An 18668-nucleotide genomic window follows, 5' to 3' on the forward strand; every position below is an offset into this window, starting at 1 on the left:
CGACGTCGTCGCTCAGCTTTTCCTGGCGTTCCTTGAGGTCGTCGGAATTCTGCGTTTCCGCGGCCTGCTCCTCGACCTCCTCGGAGGAGCGGTTTGCCCGCTGCTGGCCGCCGCCGGTGTCCTTGCTCGCCATTTCCCTCACCCCGCTCGATTCGTCTGGCACGGTTTGGTCGGTTGGGTCGTTGCCGGTTGGCACCGACCCTATACACAAGGTGCGACTGCCGCTCCCGGTTTGCCGGTGGCGCTTCCTGTCCAACACCCGCTGCCACCCCGGATGATTCCCATTCGGCGGACGTTCACCCGTGGTGATCGAAAAGTTACCCGCCGGACAGCACCCGGAGCAGGTCCTCCGCCGTGCGGCAGCGGTCCAGCAGCTCCTTGACGTGGTTGCGGGTGCCCCGCAGCGGCTCCAGCGTGGGCACGCGCTGAAGCGAGTCCCGGCCCGGCAGGTCGAAGATCACCGAGTCCCAGGAGGCCGCGGCGACGTGGTCCGCGTACTGCTCCAGGCAGCGCCCGCGGAAGTAGGCCCTGGTGTCCTCCGGGGGCTTGGAGACGGCCCGCTCGACCTCGTCCTCGGTCAGCAGCCGCTCGAAGCGCCCGCGGGCCACCAGGCGGTTGTAGAGGCCCTTCTCGGCCCGCACGTCGCTGTACTGGAGGTCGACCAGCTGTAGCCGCGGGTTCGACCACTCCAGGGCGTCCCGGCTGCGGTAGCCCTCCAGGATCTCCCGCTTGGCGATCCAGTCCAGCTGCCTGGACAGCGACATCGGGTCGCGTTCCAGCCGGCCCAGGACGTCCTCCCAGCGGGCCAGCACGTCCACCGTCTGCTCGTCCGCGTCCGTCCCGAAGCGGTCCTCGACGTACTTGCGGGCCAGCTCGAAGTACTCCAGCTGGAGCTGGACGGCGGTGAGCTTGCGCCCGTTGCGCAGGGTGATCAGGTGCTTGAGCGTCGGGTCGTGGGAGACCCGGTGCAGGGTGCGCACCGGCTGGTCGACCGCGAGGTCGGAGGCGATGAAGGAGTCCTCGATCATCGACAGGACCAGCGAGGTGGTGCCCAGCTTGAGGTAGGTGGAGATCTCGGAGAGGTTGGCGTCCCCGATGATCACGTGCAGCCGCCGGTACTTCTCGGCGTCGGCGTGCGGTTCGTCCCGGGTGTTGATGATCGGCCGCTTGAGCGTGGTCTCCAGGCCGACCTCGACCTCGAAGTAGTCCGCGCGCTGGCTGATCTGGAAGCCGTGCGCCGAGCCGTCCTGGCCGATGCCGACCCGGCCGGCGCCGGTGACCACCTGGCGGGAGACGAAGAACGGGGTGAGGTGGCGCACGATGTCGGCGAACGGCGTCGCCCGCTTCATCAGGTAGTTCTCGTGGGTGCCGTAGGAGGCGCCCTTGTTGTCGGTGTTGTTCTTGTACAGGTGGATGTTCTGCCCGTTGGGCAGCTCCAGCGCGCGTTGTGCGGCGGCCGCCATGATCCGTTCGCCGGCCTTGTCCCACAGCACGGCGTCGCGCGGGTTGGTCACCTCGGGCGAGCTGTACTCGGGGTGCGCGTGGTCCACGTAGAACCGGGCCCCGTTGGTGAGGATGACGTTGGCGAGGCCGATGTCCTCGTCGGTCAGCTGGCTGGCGTCCGCCACCTCGCGCGCCAGGTCGAAGCCCCGCGCGTCGCGCAGCGGATTCTCCTCCTCGAAGTCCCAGCGGGCCCGCCGTGCCCGGTGCATCGCCGCCGCGTAGGCGTTGACGATCTGGGACGAGGTGAGCATGGCGTTGGCGTTGGGGTGCCCGGGCACGGAGATCCCGTACTCGGTCTCGATGCCCATCACGCGCCGTACGGTCATGCGGCCCTCCTTGCCCGGTGCGCCGCCCCCGGCGGGCGGAACACGCTGACGTACCGCTGAACAACACCGGCGCCGGCCATCTGCCCGCGGACGGTGGGTCGAGCCTAGAACCCGGCGCCGACCGGCGGGCCCCGAGACGCGCCGTCCGGCTGCGGGGCCGCGAGGCGCCACAGCCGGACGGTGTGCGTACAGCTCCGGGGACCGCTTCGGGCCCGGGTAACCGCGTGCTTCCCTACAGGTACTGCCCCGTGTTGGCGACAGTGTCGATGGAGCGGCCGGACTCGGCGCCCTGCTTGCCGGTGACCAGCGTGCGGATGAAGACGATCCGCTCGCCCTTCTTGCCGGAGATGCGGGCCCAGTCGTCCGGGTTGGTGGTGTTCGGGAGGTCCTCGTTCTCCTTGAACTCGTCCACGCAGGCGGCGAGCAGGTGGGAGACGCGCAGGCCCCGCTGCCCGTGGTCGAGGAAGTCCTTGATGGCCATCTTCTTCGCGCGGTCGACGATGTTCTGGATCATCGCACCGGAGTTGAAGTCCTTGAAGTACAGGACCTCCTTGTCACCGTTGGCGTAGGTGACCTCCAGGAAGCGGTTCTCCTCGGTCTCGGAGTACATCCGCTCCACCACCGACTGGATCATCGCGGCCACCGTGGCCTCGACGGAGCCGTCGTGCTCCTTGAGGTCGTCCGGGTGGAACGGCAGCGAGTCCTTGAGGTACTTGGAGAAGATGTCCTTCGCGGCCTCGGCGTCCGGGCGCTCGATCTTGATCTTGACGTCCAGGCGGCCGGGCCGCAGGATCGCCGGGTCGATCATGTCCTCGCGGTTCGAGGCGCCGATGACGATGACGTTCTCCAGGCCCTCCACGCCGTCGATCTCGGCGAGCAGCTGGGGGACGATGGTGTTCTCCACGTCCGAGCTGACGCCGGAGCCGCGGGTGCGGAAGAGCGACTCCATCTCGTCGAAGAAGACGATGACCGGGGTGCCCTCGCCCGCCTTCTCCCGGGCCCGCTGGAAGACCAGGCGGATCTGCCGCTCGGTCTCGCCCACGTACTTGTTGAGCAGCTCGGGGCCCTTGATGTTGAGGAAGTAGCTCTTCCCCTGCGGGCGGCCGGTGACCTCGGCGACCTTCTTGGCCAGCGAGTTGGCGACGGCCTTGGCGATCAGCGTCTTGCCGCAGCCGGGCGGGCCGTACAGCAGCACGCCCTTGGGCGGGCGCAGCTCGTACTCCTTGAAGAGGTCGGCGTGCAGGTACGGCAGCTCGACCGCGTCGCGGATCAGCTCGATCTGGTTGCTCAGGCCGCCGATCTGGCGGTAGTCGATGTCCGGGACCTCTTCGAGGACCAGCTCCTCGACCTCGGCCTTCGGCACGACCTCGTACACGTAGCCGGAACGCGGTTCCAGCAGCAGGGCGTCTCCCGCCCGGATGGTGAGCTCGCGCAGCGGTTCGGCGAGGCGCACCACCCGCTCCTCGTCGGTGTGGCCGAGAACCAGGGCGCGTTCGCCGTCCTCCAGGACCTCCTTGAGGGTGACGATCTCGCCGATGCGCTCGAAGGCCATCGCGTCCACGATGTTGAGGGCCTCGTTGAGCATCACTTCCTGGCCGCGCCGCAGCTCGTCGAGGGCGACGTTGGGGCTGACGTTCACGCGGAGCTTCCGCCCACCGGTGAAGATGTCCGCGGTGCCGTCCTCGTTGGCTTCGAGGAAGGTGCCGAAACCGGCCGGGGGCTGTGCCAGCCGGTCCACTTCCTCCTTGAGGGCCACGATCTGGTCGCGGGCCTCTCGCAGGGTGGAGGCGAGCCGTTCGTTCTGGGCGGTCACGCCGGCCAGGTTGGTCTGGAGCTCGACGATCCGCTCTTCGAGGATTCTCGAATTGCGCGGCGAGTCGGCGAGCTTGCGGCGCAGCACGGCGATTTCCTGCTCAAGGTACGAGACCTGAGCGGCCTCGTCGGAACCACGAGCGGGCCTGCCGGTGCTGCGGTTGTAGTCGTCATCGTGGGCTGCCACGGTCCTCACCTCCTCCGGGGAGCTGGACGCTTCCAGACCCTACCTGGGACCAGGGGTCCGTAAACCCCTAGATCAAGAAAGATGGAACGGGCGTGTCCGATCTTCGCCCCAGCGTGCTTCCCCTCTGCTAAGGGGGATACCCACCGCGCACCACCCAAAGCGGGCCAGATGTATCGTCGAGCGAAGTGATATCCGATCGCGACCACTACCCGAGGTCCGATCGTTGTACGAATGGCGGGATTGCACCCAGAAATGGGCGACCCGGGACAGAAACGGCAGGGGACCATGTCGGTGACCGAGCAGACGGCCGCGGCGACCGGAGAGCTGGAGGTGTGGATCGACCAGGACCTGTGCACCGGCGACGGGATCTGCGTCCAGTACGCACCGGAGGTCTTCGAGCTCGACATCGACGGCCTCGCCTACGTGAAGGGGCCGGACGACGAGCTGCGCCAGCAGCCCGGGGAGACCGTCCCGGTGCCGCTGACGCTCCTTCAGGACGTGGTGGACTCGGTGAAGGACTGCCCCGGCGAGTGCATCCACGTGCGCCGGGCCGCGGACCGGGTCGAGGTGTACGGGCCGGACGCGGAGTAGCCGCGCGGGCCCGTCAGGCCTGGCCGACCGGGGCGGTGGTCTGGGAGCGTTCCCAGCCGCCGCCCTTCGGCGTCCAGGTGAGGTCCAGTGAGATGTCGGGCCGGAAGCGCGGTACGTCCTCGCTCGAATACCCCTGCGCGTGGCCGGTGATGGCGCCGTCGGAGCGCACCGCGAGCCGGCTCACGGTCAGGTTCTCGCGCTCGGTGAGCAGGGTGGCCAGCACCGCGGGGCGGTCGCCGGGGCCGTAGCCGAGCAGGAAGACGGCGTCCGGCGGGGTGCCGTTCTCGGCGGCGCAGTGCGCGGCGACCACGGTGCCGGGGCGGCCGTCGGCCAGCCGGGCGGGCACGCTGAGCACCGTCGCGACCGGGAACGGGCCGCAGTCGATCGGGAGTTGGGCCTTGGCCGGGTCGGGGGCGGCGCTCGCGGCGAGGGCCTCGGGGGTGCCGTGGACGGGCACCGGGGTGCCGGTCGCCGGGGACGCGGCGAGGGCGGCGCCCACCACCGCGCCGCAGCCGGCCAGGGCCAGGGCCCAGTGCCAGGGGGCGGTGCGCACGTGCCCGGGCCGGGTGCGGCCCTGCGGTGTCTGCTGTCCGGCCGTCGCCGTCGTCCCGACCGCGGTCTCCACCAGGCGTCCCCTCCAGAGCTCCAGGAGCTGGTCTGTCTGCGTGCGCGAGCATCGTCCCACACGGTGCCCGGGGACCTGCGGGCGGGGAGCCGGGCGCGCGCCGGCACGACGGGAGGGGTGGCACGAGATCGCTCGTGCCACCCCTCCGTGGTGTGCGGGCTCAGCCCAGGTCGGGCTGGTCGCCGTCGGTCGTGCGGGCGGCCTTGCGGGCGGCGGCGCGCTCCTGCAGGGTCGGCTCGGGCGAACCGTTGTCGTAGTCCTCGCCGTACGCGCCCTTGGCCGGACGGCGGCGGCGCAGCGGCGGCTCGACGCCGTCCGCCAGGCGGCGGGCGGTGAGCAGGAAGCCGGTGTGGCCGATCATCCGGTGGTCCGGGCGGACGGCCAGGCCCTCCAGGTGCCAGGTGCGGACCATGGTCTCCCAGGCCTGCGGCTCGGTGAAGGTGCCGTGCTCGCGCAGCGCCTCGACGGTCTTGGACATCTGCGTGGTGGTGGCCACGTAGCAGCAGATGAGGCCGCCGGGGACGAGCGCCTTGGAGGCGACGTCCAGGCACTCCCAGGGGGCGAGCATGTCGAGGATCACGCGGTCGACGTCGGACTCGACCAGGTTGTCCTGGAGGTCGCCGACGGTGAGCTTCCACGCCGGGTGCGGCCCGCCGAAGTAGCGCTCGACGTTGCCCTGGGCGATGTCGGCGAAGTCCTGCCGGCGCTCGTAGGAGGCCAGCATGCCTTGTTCGCCGACGGCGCGCAGCAGGTACATGCTGAGCGCGCCCGAGCCGACGCCGGCCTCGACCACGCGGGCACCCGCGAAGATGTCGGCCATCGCCAGGATCTGACCCGCGTCCTTGGGGTAGATCACGGCGGCGCCGCGCGGCATGGACAGGACGTAGTCGGGGAGCAGGGGGCGCAGCGCGAGGTACGGGACGTTCCCCGTGGTACGCACGACCGTGCCCTCGGGAGCGCCGATCAGCTCGTCGTGCGGGAACGCACCCTTGTGGGTGTGGAACTGGTTCCCGGCCTGGAGCGTGAACGTGTAGTGGCGACCCTTGGGGTCGGTCAGCTGGACCTGGTCCCCGACCTGGAAGGGCCCGCGTCGGCGGGCGGCACCGGTCGGTTCGGACATGCGGACAATCCTAAGGGAAGCGGGCCGCCCCGCCTCACCAGGGCCCGGTCGCGGCCGTCACCGGCCGGCGACGGCCGCGGTCAGGCGCTGCTCGATGTCGCTGAGCGTGGCGACGCCGTACACCCGGCCGTCCGGCTCGACCACCAGGTACTCGCCCGCCGGGGTGGCCTGGACGGCCCTCAGCAGGTCCTCGCCGCGCAGGTCGGCGTCCAGCCGCAGCCCGGGTTCGAGGTCGCGGGAGAGCGGGCCGACGGCCACCCAGGGGCGCCGGTGCTCGGGCACGGCCCGGACGGCCGACTCGCGCACGATGGCGATCGGCTCGCCCCGGCCGTCCACCACGACCACCGCGCCGGCCTGGGCCTCGCGGGCGCGGCGCATCGCCTCGCCGAGCGGGGTGTCGGCGGTGACCTCGACGGCCCGGCGGGCGAGGTCGCGCAGCCGCAGGCCGGGCAGCGCCTCCTTGAGCCGGGCGTTGCGCACGCTGCCGGTGGCGCCGTTCCAGATGATCGCGGCCAGGACGGCGGCCAGCACCGCGTCGACCAGGGTGTCGGTGGTGGTGCGCTCGACCCCGCGGGCGGCGCTGACCAGGGGCAGGCCGAACAGCACGACGATCGCCAGCGCCCGGCCGACCCAGGCGGCGGCCACCGTGCCGGTCATCGGCCTGCCGGTGACCGCCCAGACGACGGCGCGCAGCATCCGTCCGCCGTCCAGCGGCAGCCCGGGCAGCAGGTTGAAGGCGGCGACCACGAAGTTGGAGACCATCAGGCCGGTGAGCAGCACGCCGGGCACGGTGGACAGCTCGACGGCCCGCACCCCGAGGTAGAACAGGCCGCCGAGCACCAGCGACAGCAGCGGGCCGACGAAGGCCAGCCAGAACTCGCGCCAGGGCGTGGTGGCCTCGTTCTCGATCTCGGAGACGCCGCCGAAGAACTGCAGCTGGATCCGCCGCACACCGAGCCGGTAGCGCAGCGCGACCACGGTGTGGGCGAGTTCGTGCACCAGGACGGAGGCGTAGAAGGCGACGGCGAAGGAGAACGCGACCAGGTAGCGGGTGCCGCCGAGGTCGGGCAGCACGTCGTTCAGCTGTCCGCCGAAGACCCAGGTGATCAGCGCGGCGATGACGAACCAGGAGGGGGTGACGTAGACCGGCACGCCGAAGGGCCGGCCCATCAGGAGGCCGCCGCGGCGCTCCGGCGGCTGCCCGGCCGGGCGCCCTCGGTCGTCCTGCGGTGGCTGGTCGGAGGTCTGTTGCCCCCTGTTGTCGCTCACCGTGATCCCTTCGGTCGTCGCCCCCGTCGTGCCCCGGTGCGCCCACGCTACGTGATCGTGGCACTCCGGTGCCGCGCGCCCCTCCTGGTGCCTTCATACCCGTTCCGGGGCCCCCGGTGGCAGCCCGGTGGCAGCGGGATGACAGCGAAGGGCAATAGGGTCGTAGCCATGCAGCAGACCGACACCACCAGCGCCGCCGGGGCCGCGGAGCGCCGGGCGGCGCCGCCGACCGGCCTGTCCCCGTCCCGGGCGGGGGACTTCCTCACCTGTCCCCTGCTGTACCGGCTGCGGGTGATCGACCGGCTGCCCGAGCCGCCGAGCGCCGCGGCCACCAGGGGCACGCTGGTGCACGCGGTGCTGGAGCGGCTGTTCGACAGTCCGGCGGCCGAGCGCACGCCGGAACGGGCGCTGGGCCTGCTGCGCCCGCAGTGGGAGCGGCTGCTCGGTGAACGGCCGGAGCTGGGGTCGTTGTTCCCGGACGACCCGGACGGCGCGGCGCTCACCCGCTGGCTGGCGGACGCCGAGAAGCTGGTCGGCCAGTGGTTCCGGCTGGAGGACCCGACCCGGCTGCACCCGGTGGAGCGGGAGCTGTACGTGGAGACGGCCCTGGACTCGGGGCTGCTGCTGCGCGGCTACATCGACCGGGTGGACGTCGCCCCGACCGGCGAGGTCCGGCTGGTGGACTACAAGACCGGCCGGGCGCCCTCGCGGGACTTCGAGGGCAAGGCGATGTTCCAGATGAAGTTCTACGCGCTGGTGGTGTGGCGGTGGAAGGGCGTGATCCCCAAGCGCCTCCAGCTGGTCTACCTCGGCGGCGGCGGGGACGTGGTCAGCTACGACCCGGACGAGGCCGATCTGCTCGCGGTGGAGCGCAAGCTGAAGGCGCTGTGGGAGCGGATCGCCCTGGCCGTGGCCACCGGGGACTTCCCGGCCACCCGCAACCGCCTCTGCGACTGGTGCGACCACCAGGCCAGCTGCCCGGAGTTCGGCGGTACTCCGCCGCCGTACCCCCTGCCGCTGGCCCGTACGTCTGATGAAGACGATCCCACGGGGGATCTGATGACCAAGGAGTCCTAGTGACGATCCGAGTGCTGCTGGTCGACGACCAGCCGCTGCTGCGCACCGGTTTCCGGATGATCCTGGAGGCCGAGTCCGACCTGGTGGTGGTCGGTGAGGCCGGCGACGGTCAGCAGGCGCTGGACCAGGTGCGGGCGCTGCAGCCCGACGTGGTGCTGATGGACATCCGGATGCCGCGGATGGACGGCGTCGAGGCGACCCGCCGGATCGCCGGCCCGGGGCGGGACGGCCCGGCCAAGGTGCTGGTGCTGACCACCTTCGACCTGGACGAGTACGTGGTGGAGGCGCTGCGCGCGGGCGCCAGCGGCTTCCTGCTGAAGGACGTCCCGGCCGAGGAGCTGGTGCAGGCGATCCGGGTGGTCGCGGACGGCGCGGCGATGCTGGCGCCGAGCATCACCCGGCGGCTGCTGGACATGTACGCCACCAAGCTGCCCTCGGGCGACGAGGCGCCGCCGCAGGCGCTCAGTGCGCTGACCGAGCGGGAGCTGGAGGTGCTGAAGCTGGTGGCGCGCGGGCTGTCGAACGCCGAGATCGCGGCCGAGCTGTTCGTCAGCGAGACCACGGTGAAGACCCACGTCGGCCACGTGCTGACCAAGCTCCAGCTGCGCGACCGGGTGCAGGCGGCGGTGTACGCCTACGAGAGCGGGCTGGTGCGCCCGGGCACCCTGTAGCGGGCCCGCGGCCCCGTACGGGCGCGCGGCCCCGTACGGGCGCGCGCAGACGTGACGGCGGCCCGTCCGCTCCCCCGGTGACGGAGGAGCGGACGGGCCGCCGTCCTGCAGGCGCTACTTGGCGGTGCGGCTGATCTCCCAGAAGCGGAAGAAGCCGGTGGTGTCGACGGTGGACTCGACGCCGGTGACGTACGAACGGGCCGCGTAGAAGGACTTGTTCTGGTACAGCGGGATCAGCGGCACGCTCTCGGCCTCGATCTGCTGGATCTGCCCGTAGCCGGCGGCGGCGGCGCTGCGGTCGGCCTGCTTGAGGCCGTCCGGCACCAGCTTGCCGCTGATCCGCGGGTCGTCCCAACCGTGGTGGTAGGCACCGCCGTTGACCAGCAGCGGGGAGATGTAGTTGTCCGGGTCCGGGTAGTCGGCGAACCAACCGATGACGTAGGCCTGGTACTTGCCGTCGGCCCAGCCCTTCTTGAAGGCCTCCCAGTCCGGCTCCTGCTGGACGGTGACCTGGAAGAGGCCGCCGGCCTCCAGCTGCTTCTTCAGCGTGTCGGCCTCGTTGCTGCCGGCCCGCGAGCGGGACCAGGTGATGGTCAGCTTGACCGGGGTCTGGACCTTGGCGTCGGTGAGGATCTTCTTGGCCTTGGTCGCGTCCTGGTCGCCGTAGCGGTCGAAGAACGCGGTGTTGTGGCCGGTGACACCGGCCGGGACCATCGCGTACAGCGGCTGGACGGTCCGGGCGAAGACGTCGCGGGCGAGCGCCTTGCGGTCCATCAGCTGCGCGGCGGCCTGGCGGATCGCGACGTTGCCGCCGACCGCGTCCTTGGTGTTGAAGACCAGCGAGCGGGTGTCGTTGCTGTCGCCCTCGGTCACCTGCAGGTCGGTCTTGCCGCCCTGCTGGTCGGAGCGGATCTGGGCCGCGGTGTTCGGCTCCAGGCTGTTGTCGGTGAGGTCGACGTCGCCCTTGTCCAGCGCGGCCTTCAGGTCCTCCGCCTTGTCGAAGTACCGGACGGTGAACTTGCTGTTCCGCAGCTTGGCGTCGCCGCCGTACTTGTCGTTGGCGGACAGCACGACCTTGCCGACCTGCTTGCCGTCGGCGTCGACCGAGTCGATGCGGTACGGGCCGGAGCCGACCTGCTTGTCGTTGGCCAGCGCCTTGTCGGCCGGGTAGACCTGGTGGTCCACGATGGCTCCGGCCGGGGTGGCCAGCTTGGCCGGCAGGGTGGCGTCGGGAGCGGAGAGGTGGAACAGCACCTCGTTGTCGCCCTTGGCCTCGACGGACTTGATCGAGGAGAGCAGGGAGACCGGGCCGTTCTGGTCGTTGATCTTCCGGGTGCGCTCGATCGAGAAGACCACGTCCGCGGCGGTCAGCGGGTGGCCGTTCGAGAACTTCAGCCCGGGCCGCAGGGTGCAGTGGTACTCGGTGGCCTCGCCGCCGGTGAACTCGCACGACTGCGCGGCGTCCGGGGTCGGCGAGCTGGCGGCGGCCGGGAAGGTGAGCAGCGACTGGAAGGTGTTGCGCAGGACCAGCCACGAGCCGGAGTCGTAGGAGGTCGCCGGGTCCAGCGTGCCGGTCAGCTGGGCGGTGCCCATGGTGATCGACTTGCCGCTGTCCCCCTTCACGGCGTCGGTCACCGATCCGCAGCCGGCCACCGTCACGGCGACGAGACCGGCACAGCCGAGTACTGCGAGGCGTTCAGCTGAAGTCTTCACTGGGCGCGTCCTTATCGGTGGCACGAAACCCGAGTAGCGTGCCATATCGAACACGCACGACCGATACCCGCGCAGATGACGTTTGGGACACGGCCGTTCAGGGCATCACCGCGCGCCCGACGAGATGTCAGTCAATGCCCGATTTCTCCCCCGATCCCCCCGGGTCGGAGCGGCGTCGAGCCACGTACCGGCCGGTAGGGCCAGGTCGCAATGAGATGACAATCACACCCGAGGTGGCCGCCCTCGGGCCGCACCGCTCAGACCCGCGAGGCGACCAGCGAGCGCAGCAGGTCGAGGTCGACCTGTTCCAGCGAGGGCAGCACCAGCCGGCCGGGCGCCGGCTCGATCGCCGCCACCGAGGGCACCGCGATCACCGGGCAGCCGGCCGCCTCTCCCGCGCTCACCCCGGTCGGGGTGTCCTCGACCACCACGCAGCGGGCCGGCTCCGCGCCCAGCCGGCGGGCCGCCTCCAGGTACGGGTCCGGGAACGGCTTGGTGCGCGGCACCTCGTCCCCGCCGATGGTGAAGGCGAAGTGGTGGGCGCCCAGCGAGCGCAGCACGATGTCGATCACGTGCCGGTGCGAGGCGGACACCATCGCAGCCGGGATCCCGTGCGCGGCAAGGGTGTTGAGCAGGCGCTCGGCGCCCGGCATGAGCGGTACTCCCCCGCCCAGCAGGTCCACGAAGCGCTGGTTGACCAGCACGCCCAGGTCGGCCGGGGCGATGTCCACCCCGGTCCGGGCGACCAGGTAGTCCATCACCCGGGTCATCGGTCCGCCGACCACGTGGGCGCGGTCCGCCTCGTCCAGCTCGTGGCCCAGCTCGGCGAAGAGCGAGACCTCGGCCTGCCACCAGAAGTCCTCGGTGTCCACCAGCGTGCCGTCCATGTCCAGCAGCACCGCCTGCAGGCCGCGGTCGTCCCCGTGGTCGAGGACACGGGTGGCGGTGGGGCTGGTGGTCATGGCGGGTTCCTTCCGGCAGGCCCCGGAACGCGCCCGGGGATGGCACAGGCCGGCCCGCTGGTGAGCGGACCGGCCCGTTCAGGATCATCAAGGATACGCCCGCTTCGTCCGGAAAGCGCGAACGGAGCGGAACGTACGGATTACCGGGCGTTGAAGTACTTCGCCTCCGGGTGGTGGATCACGATCGCGTCGGTGGACTGCTCCGGGTGCAGCTGGAACTCCTCGGAGAGCACCACGCCGATCCGCTCGGGCTTCAGCAGGTCGGCGATCTTGGCGCGGTCCTCCAGCTCGGGGCAGGCCCCGTAGCCCAGCGAGAACCGGGCGCCCCGGTACTTGAGCGCGAACATGTCCTTGACGTCCTGCGGGTCCTCGCCGGAGAAGCCCAGCTCGTAGCGGACCCGGGCGTGCCAGAACTCGGCCAGCGCCTCGGCCAGCTGCACCGAGAGGCCGTGCAGCTCCAGGTAGTCCCGGTAGGAGTTCCCGGCGAACAGCTCGTTGGCCGCCTCCGAGATCCGGTTGCCCATGGTGACCACCTGCAGGCCGACCACGTCCCGCGCCCCGGACTCCTCCGGGCGGAAGAAGTCGGCCAGGCAGAGCCGGCGGCCGCGGCGCTGGCGCGGGAAGGTGAAGCGGGTGCGCTCGGTGCCGTCCTCGTGGAAGACGATCAGGTCGTCGCCCTTGGAGTTCGCCGGGTAGTAGCCGTAGACCACGGCCGCCTCCAGCCAGCCCTCGGTCTGCAGCCGGTCCAGCCAGGCCCGCAGCCGCGGCCGGCCCTCGGTCTCCACCAGCTCCTCGTAGGACGGGCCGTCGCCGTTGCGCGCGGCCTTCAGGCCCCACTGGCCCTTGAACAGCGCGTCCTCGTCCAGCCAGGAGGCGTAGTCGGCGAACGGGATGCCCTTGACGATCCGGTCGCCCCAGAACGGCGGGGTGGGCACGGTGTTGTCGACGGCGACGTCGGAGCGGATCTGGCCGAGGTTGACCTCCGGCTCCGGCTCCTCCACCTCGACCCGGGCGTGCCGGCGCTGCTTGAGCTCCGGCAGGACCGCGCCCGGCACGCCGCGCTTGACCGCGATCAGCGCGTCCATCAGCCGCAGGCCCTCGAAGGCGTCCCGGGCGTAGCGGACCTCGCCCTCGTAGATCTCGTGCAGGTCCTGCTCGACGTAGGCGCGGGTGAGCGCGGCGCCGCCGAGGATCACCGGGTAACTGGAGGCCAGCTTGCGCTGGTTGAGCTCCTCCAGGTTCTCCTTCATGATCACGGTGGACTTCACCAGCAGGCCGGACATGCCGATCACGTCCGCCTTGTGCTCCTGCGCGGCGTCCAGGATCGCCGAGACCGGCTGCTTGATGCCCAGGTTGACGACGTTGTAGCCGTTGTTGGACAGGATGATGTCGACCAGGTTCTTGCCGATGTCGTGGACGTCGCCCTTGACGGTGGCCAGCACGATGGTGCCCTTGCCCTCGCTGTCGGACTTCTCCATGTGCGGCTCCAGGTGGGCCACCGCGGTCTTCATCACCTCGGCGGACTGGAGCACGAACGGCAGCTGCATCTGGCCGGAGCCGAAGAGCTCGCCGACCACCTTCATGCCGGCCAGCAGGGTGTCGTTGATGATCTCCAGCGCCGGACGTCCGGCCAGCGCCTCGTCCAGGTCGGCCTCCAGGCCGTTGCGCTCGCCGTCGATGATCCGGCGCTGCAGGCGCTCGTCCAGCGGGAGCGCGGCCAGCTCCTCGGCCTTGGAGGCCTTGACCGAGGCCGCGGAGACGCCCTCGAACAGCTCCAGCAGACGCTTCAGCGGGTCGTAGCCGTCCCGGCGGCGGTCGTAGACGAGGTCGAGGGCGGCCTCGCGCTGGTCCTCGGGGATCCGGGAGATCGGCAGGATCTTGGAGGCGTGCACGATCGCCGAGTCCAGGCCGGCCTCCACGCACTCGTGCAGGAAGACCGAGTTGAGCACCACGCGGGCGGCCGGGTTGAGGCCGAAGGAGATGTTCGACAGGCCGAGCGTGGTCTGCACCTTCGGGTGGCGGCGCTTGAGCTCGCGGATCGCCTCGATGGTCTCGATGCCGTCCCGGCGGGACTCCTCCTGGCCGGTGGCCAGGGTGAAGGTGAGGCAGTCGACCAGGATCGAGCCCTCGTCGATGCCGTAGTCGGTGGTGAGTTCGGTGATCAGCCGCTCGGCGATCTCCACCTTGAGGTCGGCGGTGCGGGCCTGGCCCTCCTCGTCGATGGTCAGCGCGATCAGGCCGGCGCCGTGCTCGCGGGCCAGCGAGGCGATCCGGCCGAAGCGGGAGTCGGGGGCGTTGCCGTCCTCGTAGTTCACCGAGTTGAGCACCGCGCGGCCGCCCAGGGCCTCCAGGCCGGCCCGCAGCACGTCCGGCTCGGTGGAGTCCAGCACGATCGGCAGGGTGGAGGCGGTGGCCAGGCGGCCCGCGATCTCCTTCATGTCGGCGACGCCGTCGCGGCCGACGTAGTCCACGCAGAGGTCCAGCAGGTGGGAGCCGTCGCGGATCTGGTCGCGGGCGATCTCCACGCAGGCCTGCCAGTCGCCGGCCAGCATCGACTCGCGGAACTTCTTCGAGCCGTTGGCGTTGGTGCGCTCGCCGATCGCGAGGTACGAGGTGTCCTGGCGGAACGGCACCGCCTGGTACAGCGAGGCGGCCGACGGGTCGGGCTGCGGCTCGCGCACGGCGATCTCGCGGCCCTGGACGCGCTCGACCACGGCGCGCAGGTGCTCGGGCGTGGTGCCGCAGCAGCCGCCGACCAGCGAGAGGCCGTACTCGCGGGTGAACACGTCGTGCGCGTCGGCCAGTTCGGCCGGGGAGAGCGGGTAGTGGGCGCCGTCCTTGCCGAGCACCGGCAGGCCCGCGTTCGGCATGCAGGACAGGCCGATCCGGGCGTTCTTGGCCAGGTAGCGCAGGTGCTCGCTCATCTCGGCCGGGCCGGTGGCGCAGTTGAGGCCGATGTAGTCCACGCCGAGCGGCTCCAGCGCGGTGAGCGCGGCGCCGATCTCGGAGCCGAGCAGCATGGTGCCGGTGGTCTCCACCGTCACCTGCACCAGCACCGGCAGGTCCAGCCCGGCCTCGGCCAGGGCGCGCTTGGAGCCCAGGATGGCGGCCTTGGTCTGCAGCAGGTCCTGGCTGGTCTCGACCAGCAGCGCGTCGGCGCCGCCGGCGATCAGCCCGGCCGCGTTCTGCTGGAAGCCGTCGCGCAGCGTCCCGTACGGGGCGTGGCCGAGGGTCGGCAGCTTGGTGCCGGGGCCGATCGAGCCGAGCACCCAGCGGACGCGGCCGTCGGCGGCGCTGTGCGCGTCGGCGCTCTCGCGGGCGATCCGGGCACCGGCCTCGGACAGCTCGAAGATCCGCTCGGGGATGTCGTACTCGCCGAGCGCGGAGAAGTTGGCGCCGAAGGTGTTCGTCTCCACGCAGTCCACGCCCACGCCGAAGTAGGCCTCGTGGACGGAGCGGACGATGTCGGGCCGGGTGATGTTGAGGACCTCGTTGCAGCCTTCGAGGTTCTGGAAGTCCTCCAGCGTCGGGTCCTGCGCCTGGAGCATGGTGCCCATCGCACCATCGGCGACCACCACCCGGGTGGCGAGCGCTTCACGCAGCGCGTTCGCGCGGCTCTGCTGAGTGATGGACGGATCGGCTGCAGTGGCCATGGGGCTTCTCCCTGTGCGACGGCTGTCGGCTTTGCACCCCCGCTTGCTCGGGGACGCACGTGGCCAGCGTATCCGGCCGACCGGTCGGCGCGCCGACCCGTTTCGTATCCTGAGCGCTCGACCGCAAGGGGGGAGCAACCGCGTGACGAAGATCAGGACGGTGCTGCGGCAAACCGGCAAGGCCCTGGCGGCCCCGTTCCGGGCGCTGCGCGACCGCTGGCGACGGTGGTCCCGGTGGCGCCGGGCCCTGCTGGTCCTGGCGCTGGTGGTGGCCGTGCCGGTCGCCGCGCTGGGCTCGTTGTTCATCTCCATCCGACTGCACTATGCGGGTGACCCGGCCCCCGAAGCCCGCACCCGGGGGCGGGACGCGGTCTGGCTCGGCCACGCCTGGGTGGACGGCCGCAAGAGCGAGGCCGACGTCGAGGCCCTCGCGCGGCAACTTGCCGGGACCGGCATTCGCGACCTGTACGTGCACACCGGCCCGCTGGAGCACGACGGCTCGCTGCCGCCCGCCGTCCACCCGCAGGCCCGCTGGTTCACCGACGCCGTGCACCGGGCGCTGCCCGGCGTGCGGCTGCAGGGCTGGCTGGGTGACGAGGTCAAGCCGGAGAAGGACGCCATGGACCTGGAGGACGCCGCGACCCGGGACCGGGTCACCGCCTCCGCCGGCCAGGTGCTGGACCTCGGCTTCGACGGCGTGCACTTCGACATGGAGCCGATCCGCCCCGGTTCGGCCGGCTGGCTGGCCCTGCTCGACCAGGTCCGCCCGGTCACCGCGGCGCGCGGCGCGAAGCTCTCGGTGGCGGCCCCGCAGATCGACCCGGTCCCGGACCTGCACACGGCCGGGATCCTGCTCACCGACCACGGCAAGTGGTGGGACCAGGCGTACTTCGCCGCGACCGCCCGCCGGGTCGACCAGATCGCCGTGATGACCTACGACACCTCGATGCCGACCGAGCCGCTCTACGGCGGCTACGTCGCCCAGCAGACCGAACTCGCCCTGCAGGCCACCCCGGCCGACGTGGACCTGCTGATCGGCCTGCCGTTCTACTGGGACGACAAGTGGGGCCACTGGGGCCGCGCCGAGACCGTCGACGCGGCCGTCCGCGGCGTCCGGCTGGGCCTGGGCCGGCAGGACCTGCGGCGGCCGAACTTCGGGGTCGCGCTCTACGTCGACTTCGCCTCGACGCCCGAGAACTGGGCGGCGTACCGGCGCGGCTGGGTGAACGTCTAGCCCGCCCGGCGTCGGCCCGCCCGGGTCGGCGCACCCGGCGGCGGCCCGCCCCGGGTCGGCGCACCCGGCGGCGGCCCCGGCTCAGGGGGCGAGCCGGTGGGCCAGCGCGCCCAGGTAGCGGTGCACGGTCGCGTCCTCGCCGGTCACGTAGTGCGAGACGGCCCGGTACAGCGGCAGGCGGACCTCGCCGCGCTCGGTCACGGTCAGCGAGCAGCCCGGCCCCGCCGGGGTGAGCACGTACGTCCAGGTGCCGCCGTACGGCAGGTCCGGGTCGGCGATGCCGGTGACCAGGCGGTGCGGGGCCTCGCTGGCCACCACCTCGTACGTGGTGTGCCCGTGCCGGTCGTACTCGCGCCAGCGCACCCGGCCGCCGGCCGCGGCGGGCAGCCGCTCGACGTGGGTGAGGCCCGGACGCCAGGCCGGGTAGAGGTCGATGTCGGTGAGCACGTCCCAGACCGCGCCGGGCGACTGGGAGAGTTCGAGTCCGCCCTCGGTGACGTGCTCCACCGGCAGTCGGCGGCCGGCCCGGTCCGCCGCCAGCAGCACGGCGCCCGCCAGCGCGGCGGCGCCCGCGCCCGCGCCGATCCACAGCCATCGGTTCATCGGTCCGGCCCCTTCCGCCCGGTCCCCGCCTGTTCATCATCGCGCCGCCGGGCCGCCGCGGCACGCCCGTCGCGCTGCGCCACCGGGCGGGCCCGGTCCGCGCCCGCCCGCGCCTGACGGTCCGTCAGCCCGCGGGGTGCCGATATCCGCTGGATCGGGGCGGCCGGCTCCCCCAGACTGTCCCGGTGCCCGGCCGCGGTGCGCATCAAAGCCCGTAGGCTGGGCAGGTAGGGACCATGGGGCGAGGCGTTCCATGGGAGACGAGAGGTTCGACAGTCGGCAGCCGGCCCGTCGGCGCCCCGGCAGACCAGCCGGGGCGGTGCCGACTCCGCCGCCGACCGGAGGGAGACGCTGGGTGATCGAGTTGGAAGATGTTCCCGAGTTGATCGACCCGGTGATGGTCTGCGCCTTCGAGGGCTGGAACGACGCGGGCGACGCCGCGTCCGCGGCCCTGGCGCACCTGGACGAGACATGGGGCGGCAAGGTGTTCGCCGCCCTGGACGCGGAGGACTACTACGACTTCCAGGTCAACCGGCCCACCGTCTGGATGGACGGCGGCATCCGCCGGATCACCTGGCCGACCACCCGGCTCTCGGTGATCCGGGTGACGGAGCCGACGACCCGGGACGTCGTACTGGTCCGCGGCATCGAGCCGAGCATGCGCTGGCGCTCGTTCTGCAACGAGCTGCTGGGCTTCGCGCACGAGCTGGGCGTCGAGCTGGTGGTGATCCTGGGCGCGCTGCTCGGTGACACCCCGCACAGCCGCCCGGTGCCGGTCAGCGGGGTCACCTCCGACCCGGATCTGGCCCGTCGGCTGGACCTGGAGGAGAGCCGCTACGAGGGTCCGACCGGCATCGTCGGCGTGCTCCAGGAGGCCTGCACGCACGCCGGGGTCCCGGCCGTGACGCTCTGGGCGGCGGTGCCGCACTACGTCTCGCAGCCGCCGAACCCCAAGGCCACGCTGGCCCTGATCAACAAGCTGGAGGACCTGCTGGACCTGCGCATCCCGCCGGGCGAGCTCGGCGAGGACGCCCGGGCCTGGCAGCTGGGCGTGGACCAGCTGGCCGCCGAGGACAGCGAGGTCTCCGAGTACGTCCAGCAGCTGGAGGAGGCGCAGGACACCGCGGAGCTGCCGGAGGCCTCCGGGGACGCCATCGCCCGCGAGTTCGAGCGCTACCTGCGCCGCCGCGAGAACGTCGGGCCGACCGGCGAGAAGCCGGTGTCCGGGCACGCCACCGCGGAGCGGCCCGCCGAGCCGGAGGCGCCGGGCCCGGCCCGGGAGAGCCAGGACGGCTCCGAGGAGGAGTAGTCACCGCAACGCC

At 71.7% G+C, this 18668-nt stretch carries 15 protein-coding genes; 5 read left to right on the forward strand and 10 right to left on the reverse strand.

Annotation, left to right across the window (positions count from 1 at the left end; genetic code table 11):
* The 3 genes from ACIRST_RS40670 to arc all read right to left on the reverse strand — a co-directional run.
* Positions 1–133 (reverse strand): ubiquitin-like protein Pup (locus ACIRST_RS40670; RefSeq protein WP_396553441.1); only part of this gene is annotated, 133 nt, incomplete at its 3' end.
* Between the two features lie 184 nt (positions 134–317).
* Positions 318–1829: a depupylase/deamidase Dop gene (gene dop, locus ACIRST_RS40675; RefSeq protein WP_350523847.1), complete on the reverse strand. Its 1512-nt coding sequence runs from the start codon at positions 1827–1829 to the stop codon at positions 318–320.
* A 232-nt stretch (positions 1830–2061) separates the two neighbouring features.
* On the reverse strand, positions 2062–3828 hold the full coding sequence (gene arc, locus ACIRST_RS40680; protein WP_350523848.1) for a proteasome ATPase: 1767 nt from the start codon (positions 3826–3828) through the stop codon (positions 2062–2064).
* Positions 3829–4113: 285 nt separating this feature from the next.
* Here arc and ACIRST_RS40685 point away from each other — a divergent pair, with 285 nt between their 5' ends.
* Positions 4114–4419, forward strand: coding sequence for a ferredoxin (locus ACIRST_RS40685; RefSeq protein ID WP_350523849.1), 306 nt, complete (start codon positions 4114–4116; stop codon positions 4417–4419).
* Positions 4420–4432: 13 nt separating this feature from the next.
* On the opposite strand, the gene ACIRST_RS40690 is transcribed toward ACIRST_RS40685, so the two are convergent.
* From ACIRST_RS40690 to ACIRST_RS40700, 3 genes are all read right to left on the reverse strand, one after another.
* Entirely contained in the window at positions 4433–5044 is a 612-nt protein-coding gene (locus ACIRST_RS40690; RefSeq protein WP_350523850.1) for a hypothetical protein, read from the reverse strand.
* 160 nt (positions 5045–5204) lie between these two features.
* Entirely contained in the window at positions 5205–6164 is a 960-nt protein-coding gene (locus ACIRST_RS40695) for a tRNA (adenine-N1)-methyltransferase (RefSeq protein WP_402809486.1), read from the reverse strand.
* Positions 6165–6221: 57 nt separating this feature from the next.
* Positions 6222–7439 (reverse strand): site-2 protease family protein, encoded by a 1218-nt coding sequence (locus ACIRST_RS40700; RefSeq protein WP_402809526.1) that lies wholly within the window; start codon positions 7437–7439, stop codon positions 6222–6224.
* 162 nt (positions 7440–7601) lie between these two features.
* On the opposite strand from ACIRST_RS40700, the gene ACIRST_RS40705 reads away from it, so the two are divergent.
* Complete coding sequence (locus ACIRST_RS40705) at positions 7602–8510, forward strand: RecB family exonuclease (RefSeq protein ID WP_402809487.1); 909 nt, start codon at positions 7602–7604, stop codon at positions 8508–8510.
* Positions 8510–9181, forward strand: a complete 672-nt coding sequence (locus tag ACIRST_RS40710; RefSeq protein WP_350523854.1) for a response regulator transcription factor — start codon at positions 8510–8512, stop codon at positions 9179–9181. The genes ACIRST_RS40705 and ACIRST_RS40710 overlap by 1 nt, the downstream gene beginning before the upstream one ends.
* A 114-nt stretch (positions 9182–9295) precedes the next feature.
* Here the strand turns inward: ACIRST_RS40710 and ACIRST_RS40715 are convergent, their stop codons facing one another.
* The 3 genes from ACIRST_RS40715 to metH form a co-directional block, all read right to left on the reverse strand.
* Positions 9296–10894 (reverse strand): ABC transporter substrate-binding protein, encoded by a 1599-nt coding sequence (locus ACIRST_RS40715; protein WP_402809490.1) that lies wholly within the window; start codon positions 10892–10894, stop codon positions 9296–9298.
* A gap of 257 nt (positions 10895–11151) precedes the next feature.
* Entirely contained in the window at positions 11152–11856 is a 705-nt protein-coding gene (locus ACIRST_RS40720; protein WP_350523856.1) for an HAD family phosphatase, read from the reverse strand.
* 140 nt (positions 11857–11996) lie between these two features.
* On the reverse strand, positions 11997–15509 hold the full coding sequence (gene metH, locus ACIRST_RS40725) for a methionine synthase (RefSeq protein ID WP_402809495.1): 3513 nt from the start codon (positions 15507–15509) through the stop codon (positions 11997–11999).
* A gap of 142 nt (positions 15510–15651) precedes the next feature.
* On the opposite strand from metH, the gene ACIRST_RS40730 reads away from it, so the two are divergent.
* Positions 15652–16743 carry a hypothetical protein gene (locus ACIRST_RS40730; protein WP_402809498.1) on the forward strand — a complete coding sequence of 364 codons (1092 nt, stop codon included), beginning with the start codon at positions 15652–15654 and terminating at the stop codon, positions 16741–16743.
* Positions 16744–16824: 81 nt separating this feature from the next.
* On the opposite strand, the gene ACIRST_RS40735 is transcribed toward ACIRST_RS40730, so the two are convergent.
* A complete protein-coding gene (locus ACIRST_RS40735) occupies positions 16825–17346 on the reverse strand; it encodes an SRPBCC domain-containing protein (protein WP_402809500.1) in 522 nt (173 codons plus the stop codon).
* Positions 17347–17701: 355 nt separating this feature from the next.
* Between ACIRST_RS40735 and ACIRST_RS40740 the strand changes: the two genes are divergently transcribed.
* Positions 17702–18655 carry a PAC2 family protein gene (locus ACIRST_RS40740; protein WP_350523859.1) on the forward strand — a complete coding sequence of 318 codons (954 nt, stop codon included), beginning with the start codon at positions 17702–17704 and terminating at the stop codon, positions 18653–18655.
* The last annotated feature ends 13 nt before the right edge of the window (positions 18656–18668 follow it).

It is taken from the genome of Kitasatospora sp. NPDC101447, from assembly GCF_044767225.1.
GTDB lineage: Bacteria > Actinomycetota > Actinomycetes > Streptomycetales > Streptomycetaceae > Kitasatospora.

Coding starts and splice junctions, on each gene's coding strand:
- ACIRST_RS40695 (WP_402809486.1), bottom strand. CDS start 6,164: ATGTCCGAACCGACCGGTGCCGCCCGCCGACGCGGGCCCTTCCAGGTC.
- metH (WP_402809495.1), bottom strand. CDS start 15,509: ATGGCCACTGCAGCCGATCCGTCCATCACTCAGCAGAGCCGCGCGAAC.
- ACIRST_RS40735 (WP_402809500.1), bottom strand. CDS start 17,346: ATGAACCGATGGCTGTGGATCGGCGCGGGCGCGGGCGCCGCCGCGCTG.
- ACIRST_RS40685 (WP_350523849.1), top strand. CDS start 4,114: ATGTCGGTGACCGAGCAGACGGCCGCGGCGACCGGAGAGCTGGAGGTG.
- dop (WP_350523847.1), bottom strand. CDS start 1,829: ATGACCGTACGGCGCGTGATGGGCATCGAGACCGAGTACGGGATCTCC.
- ACIRST_RS40705 (WP_402809487.1), top strand. CDS start 7,602: ATGCAGCAGACCGACACCACCAGCGCCGCCGGGGCCGCGGAGCGCCGG.
- ACIRST_RS40720 (WP_350523856.1), bottom strand. CDS start 11,856: ATGACCACCAGCCCCACCGCCACCCGTGTCCTCGACCACGGGGACGAC.